Origin of the sequence: Bradyrhizobium sp. 23 (assembly GCF_023073295.1) — a bacterium.
Taxonomy (GTDB): domain Bacteria; phylum Pseudomonadota; class Alphaproteobacteria; order Rhizobiales; family Xanthobacteraceae; genus Bradyrhizobium; species Bradyrhizobium canariense_D.
Window position 1 is genome coordinate 121,746 of sequence record NZ_JADPJF010000037.1, and the last position, 6,026, is coordinate 127,771.

The 6,026-nt window shown below is 63.0% G+C and carries 10 protein-coding genes and 1 pseudogene; 6 read left to right on the forward strand and 5 right to left on the reverse strand.

The genetic code is table 11. The features are described from left to right. Positions 1–206 (reverse strand): CHC2 zinc finger domain-containing protein (locus IVB32_RS06530; RefSeq protein WP_247410087.1); only part of this gene is annotated, 206 nt, incomplete at its 3' end. A gap of 161 nt (positions 207–367) precedes the next feature. On the opposite strand from IVB32_RS06530, the gene IVB32_RS06535 reads away from it, so the two are divergent. Continuing rightward, entirely contained in the window at positions 368–931 is a 564-nt protein-coding gene (locus tag IVB32_RS06535) for a chlorite dismutase family protein (protein ID WP_018453613.1), read from the forward strand. Here the strand turns inward: IVB32_RS06535 and IVB32_RS06540 are convergent. Next, complete coding sequence (locus tag IVB32_RS06540) at positions 928–1,326, reverse strand: gamma-glutamylcyclotransferase family protein (RefSeq protein WP_247296171.1); 399 nt, start codon at positions 1,324–1,326, stop codon at positions 928–930. The two genes, IVB32_RS06535 and IVB32_RS06540, sit on opposite strands and share 4 nt — an antisense overlap. Before the next feature lie 45 nt (positions 1,327–1,371). Beyond that, a complete protein-coding gene (locus tag IVB32_RS06545; RefSeq protein WP_018453611.1) occupies positions 1,372–2,283 on the reverse strand; it encodes a transglutaminase family protein in 912 nt (303 codons plus the stop codon). A gap of 91 nt (positions 2,284–2,374) precedes the next feature. Between IVB32_RS06545 and IVB32_RS06550 the strand changes: the two genes are divergently transcribed. After that, positions 2,375–3,181 (forward strand): N-formylglutamate amidohydrolase, encoded by an 807-nt coding sequence (locus IVB32_RS06550; protein WP_247296173.1) that lies wholly within the window; start codon positions 2,375–2,377, stop codon positions 3,179–3,181. Positions 3,182–3,192: 11 nt separating this feature from the next. Here IVB32_RS06550 and IVB32_RS06555 read toward each other — a convergent pair whose 3' ends face one another. Further along, positions 3,193–3,813: a LysE family translocator gene (locus tag IVB32_RS06555; RefSeq protein WP_085384410.1), complete on the reverse strand. Its 621-nt coding sequence runs from the start codon at positions 3,811–3,813 to the stop codon at positions 3,193–3,195. A 111-nt stretch (positions 3,814–3,924) separates the two neighbouring features. Between IVB32_RS06555 and IVB32_RS06560 the strand changes: the two genes are divergently transcribed. The 3 genes from IVB32_RS06560 to IVB32_RS06570 are packed head-to-tail and all read left to right on the forward strand — an operon-like array spanning position 3,925 to position 5,211. Next, a complete protein-coding gene (locus IVB32_RS06560; RefSeq protein ID WP_007614659.1) occupies positions 3,925–4,239 on the forward strand; it encodes a metalloregulator ArsR/SmtB family transcription factor in 315 nt (104 codons plus the stop codon). Further along, positions 4,232–4,702: an SRPBCC family protein gene (locus IVB32_RS06565; RefSeq protein ID WP_204512327.1), complete on the forward strand. Its 471-nt coding sequence runs from the start codon at positions 4,232–4,234 to the stop codon at positions 4,700–4,702. The genes IVB32_RS06560 and IVB32_RS06565 overlap by 8 nt, the downstream gene beginning before the upstream one ends. After that, positions 4,699–5,211 (forward strand): SRPBCC family protein, encoded by a 513-nt coding sequence (locus IVB32_RS06570; RefSeq protein ID WP_247361000.1) that lies wholly within the window; start codon positions 4,699–4,701, stop codon positions 5,209–5,211. The genes IVB32_RS06565 and IVB32_RS06570 overlap by 4 nt, the downstream gene beginning before the upstream one ends. An 18-nt stretch (positions 5,212–5,229) precedes the next feature. Here the strand turns inward: IVB32_RS06570 and IVB32_RS06575 are convergent, their stop codons facing one another. Further along, positions 5,230–5,454, reverse strand: coding sequence for a hypothetical protein (locus IVB32_RS06575; RefSeq protein WP_007614662.1), 225 nt, complete (start codon positions 5,452–5,454; stop codon positions 5,230–5,232). A gap of 360 nt (positions 5,455–5,814) precedes the next feature. On the opposite strand from IVB32_RS06575, the pseudogene IVB32_RS06580 reads away from it, so the two are divergent. Next, positions 5,815–6,026: pseudogene (locus IVB32_RS06580) on the forward strand (transglutaminase family protein); the annotation flags it as partial.

Consider the following 6,026-nt stretch of genomic DNA (forward strand, 5'->3'; position numbering starts at 1 on the left):
ATGATGTCGCCGTGCTTGCCGGAGGAGAAGTCGTGGTAAAAGCCCTTCTGGTCGTTGACGTAGAAGGACGGCGTCTTTTCCTGCTGGAACGGCGACAGCCCCTTCCACTCTCGCCCCGCCTTCTTCAGTTTGACGCGCTTGCCCACGACTTCGGAGACCGAAAGCCGGGCCCGAAGCTCGTCGAGGAATTGGGGCGTGAAGCGCATCAGGTTGATTTCTGGGGTGAGTCGGGCGTTTTGCCAACGAATAGGCATATAAGGATGCCCCCGGGAAATACGATGCACTTAGGGCTTCTCCCGGCTATTCACAGGTCGAAGATTCGACGGAAAGCTTGAACCCGGCCCGGTTCCACGCTTCCATGGGGGCCATGTTCAGGACCTTCCGAGGCGGCCAGAGCGGGGGTTGGCGCATCACCTCGATTTCGCCGGTGACGGGCGAGCCCCTCGCCTTCATGCCAACGCTGTCGGTCACCGACAGCGAGGCCATCGCGTTGCCGCTGGTGCCCTCGCGCAATGCTTGGCGCCTGGTCGGTGTCGCGAGCAGCTTGCGCTACACCGAGCGCCCGGAGAAGCAGCAGCTCACTGCCGTGCAGGCCGGCCTCGGCCGGCTGGAAGCAACCAGTGGGGCGCTGATCCCGATCCGCAAGTCGCAGGCCTGGTGGGATCTGACCCAGGAAGAGCGCCGCAGGATCTTCGAGGACAAGTCGCATCACATCGCGAACAGCCTGCGCTTCCTGCCTGCGATTGCGCGGCAGCTCTATCATTGCCGCGACCTCGGCGGGCCCTTCGACTTCCTGACCTGGTTCGAATTCGCGCCTGCGCACGCCTCGCTGTTCGAGGAGCTGGTCGCGATGCTCAGGCGAACCGAGGAGTGGAGTTATGTCGAGCGCGAGGTCGACGTGCGCGCAGTGAAGGAAGTGCTGTCGGGCTAGAGCCCAAGAAAGCGGCCGGATTCGATGCGCGGCAGATCGGTGACGGGCCAGTTGTAGATGTAAGTCCAGGCCGGTGCCGTCACCCCGTCTGCACCTGTCACGTCGACCAGCTGGCGCAGATATTCGGTCGGCTCCGGAAAGCCCTCGCCGCAGGCCTCGTACATGTCGAGCTCGCGCAAGAGTTCGTCGGGCACGCGCAGGTGAAAGAGTTCGCCGTGGGCGCGGTCGGACGGCACATCGGAGAGCAGCAGCCCCGGATAATGCGTCACCAGAACGAGCCGGCCGCGGCAGGTCGCTTCACCCAGAAAATCCGCGTGGCCCGCAAGCAACCGCGCCATCGGATGGTCGAAGCCGCGCATCAGCGTGCCGTAGACGAAGAGACGATTGGAGGTCATGGCCTTCTATAACCATCAATCGGCAGCGTGCAAATCGCAGCGGATCTACAAAACCTCCGCCTCGAGTGTCTCGCCGCTGCATTGCTCGTCCGACACCACCCTGATGGTCACGTCCATGGCGTCGAACGCGCCGGCAGGGCCGATATAGACGCCGTGCAGCGGGATTGCCTGGCGCGGATCGCGGGCGACCGCGACGCGGATGAGGTCGCGGGTGCCGACGATGCCGTTGGTCGGATCGAACTCGATCCAGCCCGCGCTGGGCAGGTAGACCTGGACCCAGGCATGCGTCGAACCGCCGCCGACATGGCGCTGCTCGATATCCTCCGGCAGGAAGATGTAGCCGGAGACGAATCGTGCGGCGATTCCGAGATGACGCAGCGCCTCGATCATGAACAGAGCGTAGTCGCGGCAGGTTCCGCTACCGGACTGCAAGGTGTCGAGCGGATGCTGCGTGCCCAGCTCGTGGCGCTTGCGGTACTTGAACCGCTCGCGGATACCGTGGGTCATGCCGCTCAGGATCTTGAAGGTCGGCGTCGGCGCGTCCTCGTCGAGAAAGCCGCGCGCCCATTCCGCGATCTCGCCATCGGGATCGGTATATTGCGGCGTGATGTAGTGGACGAGGTCGGGAAACTCCTCATCGTCATACGCGAAAGGATAGAAATAGGCCGAGTCGTCCGGCGTCAGCGCGAACTCCTCGACCGGATTGTGCTCGACGGTGACGTGCCAGTCGAAGATCAGCGCGTCCGCGCGCTCGTCGAAATTCGCGATCGCGACGGAATTGCCGAACACGTCGTGGATCCAGTGCAGCGACATCGGCTCGGGCGATATCTCGAGCCTGGAGTCGAGCACGCGCAGATCATGCCCGTCGCGCGGCCGCAGCATGATCCTGTGTTCGCCGAACGCCACGGGGCGGGTGTAGCGATATTCGGTCTTGTGATGAATCGTCAGCAACGGCATCGTCAGGCAATCATGGTGATGTCGGGCGGACCAATCTATAGCAATCCCGCCCGATTCTTCGGGGTGACTGCTGTTTCATTAGGCAATCAGGATGGCTTTAGACACAATCGGGGCGACCAATCAACTCCTCAGCGAGGGTGACGTCCCCCCGGTGCACGAGGTGAATGCGCAAGGGACATCGCCTTTTTTGCTCACCTCGGACCACTACGGAAGGGTCCTGCCGGCTGCGCTTGGCGATCTTGGCGTCGCCGAGAACGAGCTGACGCGGCATATCGCCTGGGACATCGGCATTGGGGGCGTCGCCGACCGGCTGGCAGAGATGCTGGGCGCACATCTGATCGCCCAGCGCTATTCGCGGCTGGTGATCGACTGCAACCGCCCGCCCGCCGCCGTGAGCTCGATTCCCCTGATTTCCGAAGCAACCGCGATCCCGCGCAACGAGGGAATTTCGGAGCAGGAGCGCAAAGCGCGCCGCCGCGAGATTTTCGAGCCCTATCACCGGCATATCCATGCCGCGATCGACCGCCGCGTGCACGACAAGCGGCCGACGGTGCTGGTGTCGCTGCACAGCTTCACGCCCGTTTACGCCGGCGTCGCGCGTCCCTGGCACATCGGCGCGCTCTACAATCGCGACACCGTGCTGCCGCAGCTGCTGCTCAGGCATCTCCGCAGCGAGAGCGATCTCGTCGTGGGCGACAACGAGCCCTATGCGGTGAACGACCTCACCGACTACACCATCCCCGTGCACGGCGAAGCTCGCGGCCTCGTCAATACCGGCATTGAGATCCGCCAGGATCTGATCGCCGACCAGTCTGGCCAGCAACAATGGGCCGAGCGGCTGGCGCGGATTTTTGCAGAGATCGAGGTTGAACTGCGGGCGGAAAGGCTGGTCGATTAGCCCGACGGCGGTTATTTCGCCCTGGTCAGCGCCAGCCAGATGCCGCCGCCGATCATGAAGCCGCCGGAGATGCGCGACATCATGCGGGTGCGGCGAGCCGAGAAGAACTTCCGGGCCCGCCCCGCGGCGATGGCGTAGAGCGCGTCCGTCATCACCGCAGTGACCATGAAGGTGGCTCCCAGCAGCGCGACCTGCGGGAAGTGGTCGCGGTTCATGTCCATGAACTGCGGGATGAAGGCGCCGAAGAACACCAGCACCTTCGGGTTCGACAGCAGCACCAGGAAACCTTGCAGGAAGAATCCGCCGCGCGGCGGCGCCGGCGGCTCATCCACATTGACGCCCTCGACCGGCGCCCAGATCAGCTTGATGCCGAGCCAGACCAGATAGGCGGCGCCGGCAAAGCGCACCCAGTCGAACCAATACCCCATGGTCGCCATCAGCGAGGTCAGTCCGACCGCGACGATGCCGATGACGATGGCGAGGCCGGCCTGCGCACCGGCCACATTGGTCAGCGCCGCGCGCGTGCCGTGGCGCAGCCCGTTGGCGATAACGAGGGTGACGATCGGCCCCGGCAACAGCGCGAGCGCGATGCAGGCGGCAAGGAAGGCGAGATAGGCTTGCAGAGACATCATGGGGAGGACTCGCTGGGAGCGGTTTGCGGCATTAATGCATGGCGAGGGCGGGAACGGAAGTCACGACCTTGCGCTTGACATGCAATCATTTGGTTGCCTATTATCGCCGCCATGGATGAGGTCTTCAAAGCGCTCGCCGATGCGTCACGACGGTCGCTGCTCGACAGACTTCACGCCAGGAACGGCCAGACGCTGAACGAACTCTGTGAAGGCCTCGCGATGACGCGCCAGGCCGTGACCAAGCACCTTGCCATTCTGGAAGAGGCCAATCTGGTCACGACCATCAGGCACGGCCGCGAGAAGCTGCACTATCTCAATCCGGTTCCGATCCATCAGATCGGCGAACGCTGGATCAAGAAATTCGAGCGCGGCAAGCTCGCCGCACTCGGCGAGTTGAAACGCCAGTTGGAGAAGCGTGATGAGTAAGCCGCAATTCGTCTATGTCACCTACATCGAGACAACGCCAACGAGGCTGTGGGAGGCGCTGACATCGAGCGAGTTCACCAAGCAATACTGGTTCGGCGCCGAGGTCAGGTCCGACTGGAAAATCGGCTCCCCTTTCGCGCTGCTGCTGGACGGCGAGACCACCGATTCCGGCGAGATCCTCGAAGCCGATCCGCCGCGGCGGCTGTCTTACAGCTTCAAGCACCAAAAATACGAGGAGCTGCGCGGTGAGCCGATCTCGCGGGTGGTCTTTACCATCGAACCGTTCGGCTCGCTCGTGCGTTTGACGGTGCTGCATGACGGCTTCGTCGAAGGCGGCAAATATTTCGGCGCCGTTTCCAACGGGTGGCCGGCGATCCTGTCCGGGCTCAAGAGCCTGCTGGAAAGCGGCAAGGTGCTGGCCATTCCGCACGCAGCCCTCAACAAGGGATTCGATGCAAGATGAACCTCGATCGGTTCAAGCCGCTCACCGTCTACACGATTTACATCGCCGCGACGCCGGACCAGGTGTGGGAGGCGCTGACCTCCGCCGAGTTCAGCCGCCAATATTTTTCCGGCTTTGCGGTCGAGATGGAGCCAAGACTCGGCGGCAAATTCGTCGTGCGCGCGCCTGATGGCTCGGAACACATTTCGGGCGATGTGTTCGAATACGATCCGCCGAACAAGCTGACGGTGACGTGGAACGTCAACTGGCCCGACCTCGTCGCAAAGCTCGGCGCGACGCTTGTCACTTACGAGATTGAACAAGCCGGCGAGGCCGTCCGCCTCACCGTGAGCGAACGCCACGACCGCCCGCTCAGCGACGACATCCTTTCCGGCGGCCGCACCGGCTGGCCCGCAATCCTGTCGGGGCTGAAGAGCCTGCTGGAAACGGGCAAGGCGCCGCAGATCAAGATGGCGCCGCCGGCGCAGATGCTGGAAGCGTTGAAGGCGATGGGTATCAAGACGCCGTAGCGGGCGAACTCCGTGTCGTCATCGCTTCTTCTTCACCGGAGGCGGATTGATTTCGTCGATCTTGCGACTGCAATCCGCTTCCGAGTCGTGCGGGCCCGAGACAAAGGTCCCACTGACCTTGATCGCGTACCAGCCCGACTCGACGCCGAGCCGGAGCGCTTCTTCTGTCTTGACGTGCCGTGGCGAGAGAGCTTGCATCGGTTGAGTTTGCATCGGGTGCTTTCGGTTGGCGTTCGATCTCATGATCGATCGCGGTGAAACCTTCAGGTGTCCGCGGCACGCGCCTGCCGCGTCCAACTCACCGCTGGAGTGGGCAATATGCGCGACGACCGCTGTTACGACGTCGCTACGAGTCGGCTCCGCCGCTGCGAGGGAATGAGGCGCTTCACGTCGCGCGAATAGTCGTGGCGCTGCATAGGCGCAGAAACGACAGATCTTTCGACATTCCCGCACCGTGCGCGCAATCGCCGCAATTAGCTATCATTTTCTCGCCCGTGCCGCACTTTTGAGGCGCCAATTGCCGCCCGCGACCGAATAAGCCGTCAAAGCCTTGTGATCGGCCGCTTCGTAGCCATGTTACGAGCTTAGCCAAGGGAAAATCGTATGAAGCTCCGCGTCGGGTTTGAGATGCTGTACGAATTCCCGCAGCCCACGCCTATGATCATGGTGCTGGGCACGCACTTCACCCGCGCCTCCGATGTCATCGTGCCCGACCTGCTGACCACCAGACCCTCGGTGCCGATCACTCCCTATCGCGACCTCTTCGGCAATTGGTGCAGCCGCATCGTGGCGCCGGCTGGCGCCTTTCGCCTTGC

What these genes read in the sequence shown, in the direction of transcription:
- IVB32_RS06555 (WP_085384410.1), bottom strand. Translation starts at nt 3,813, where the DNA reads ATGATGTCTCTGCAAGCCTATCTCGCCTTCCTTGCCGCCTGCATCGCG.
- IVB32_RS06545 (WP_018453611.1), bottom strand. Translation starts at nt 2,283, where the DNA reads ATGCCGTTGCTGACGATTCATCACAAGACCGAATATCGCTACACCCGC.
- IVB32_RS06550 (WP_247296173.1), top strand. Translation starts at nt 2,375, where the DNA reads ATGGCTTTAGACACAATCGGGGCGACCAATCAACTCCTCAGCGAGGGT.
- IVB32_RS06565 (WP_204512327.1), top strand. Translation starts at nt 4,232, where the DNA reads ATGAGTAAGCCGCAATTCGTCTATGTCACCTACATCGAGACAACGCCA.
- IVB32_RS06570 (WP_247361000.1), top strand. Translation starts at nt 4,699, where the DNA reads ATGAACCTCGATCGGTTCAAGCCGCTCACCGTCTACACGATTTACATC.
- IVB32_RS06575 (WP_007614662.1), bottom strand. Translation starts at nt 5,454, where the DNA reads ATGAGATCGAACGCCAACCGAAAGCACCCGATGCAAACTCAACCGATG.
- IVB32_RS06560 (WP_007614659.1), top strand. Translation starts at nt 3,925, where the DNA reads ATGGATGAGGTCTTCAAAGCGCTCGCCGATGCGTCACGACGGTCGCTG.
- IVB32_RS06540 (WP_247296171.1), bottom strand. Translation starts at nt 1,326, where the DNA reads ATGACCTCCAATCGTCTCTTCGTCTACGGCACGCTGATGCGCGGCTTC.
- IVB32_RS06535 (WP_018453613.1), top strand. Translation starts at nt 368, where the DNA reads ATGTTCAGGACCTTCCGAGGCGGCCAGAGCGGGGGTTGGCGCATCACC.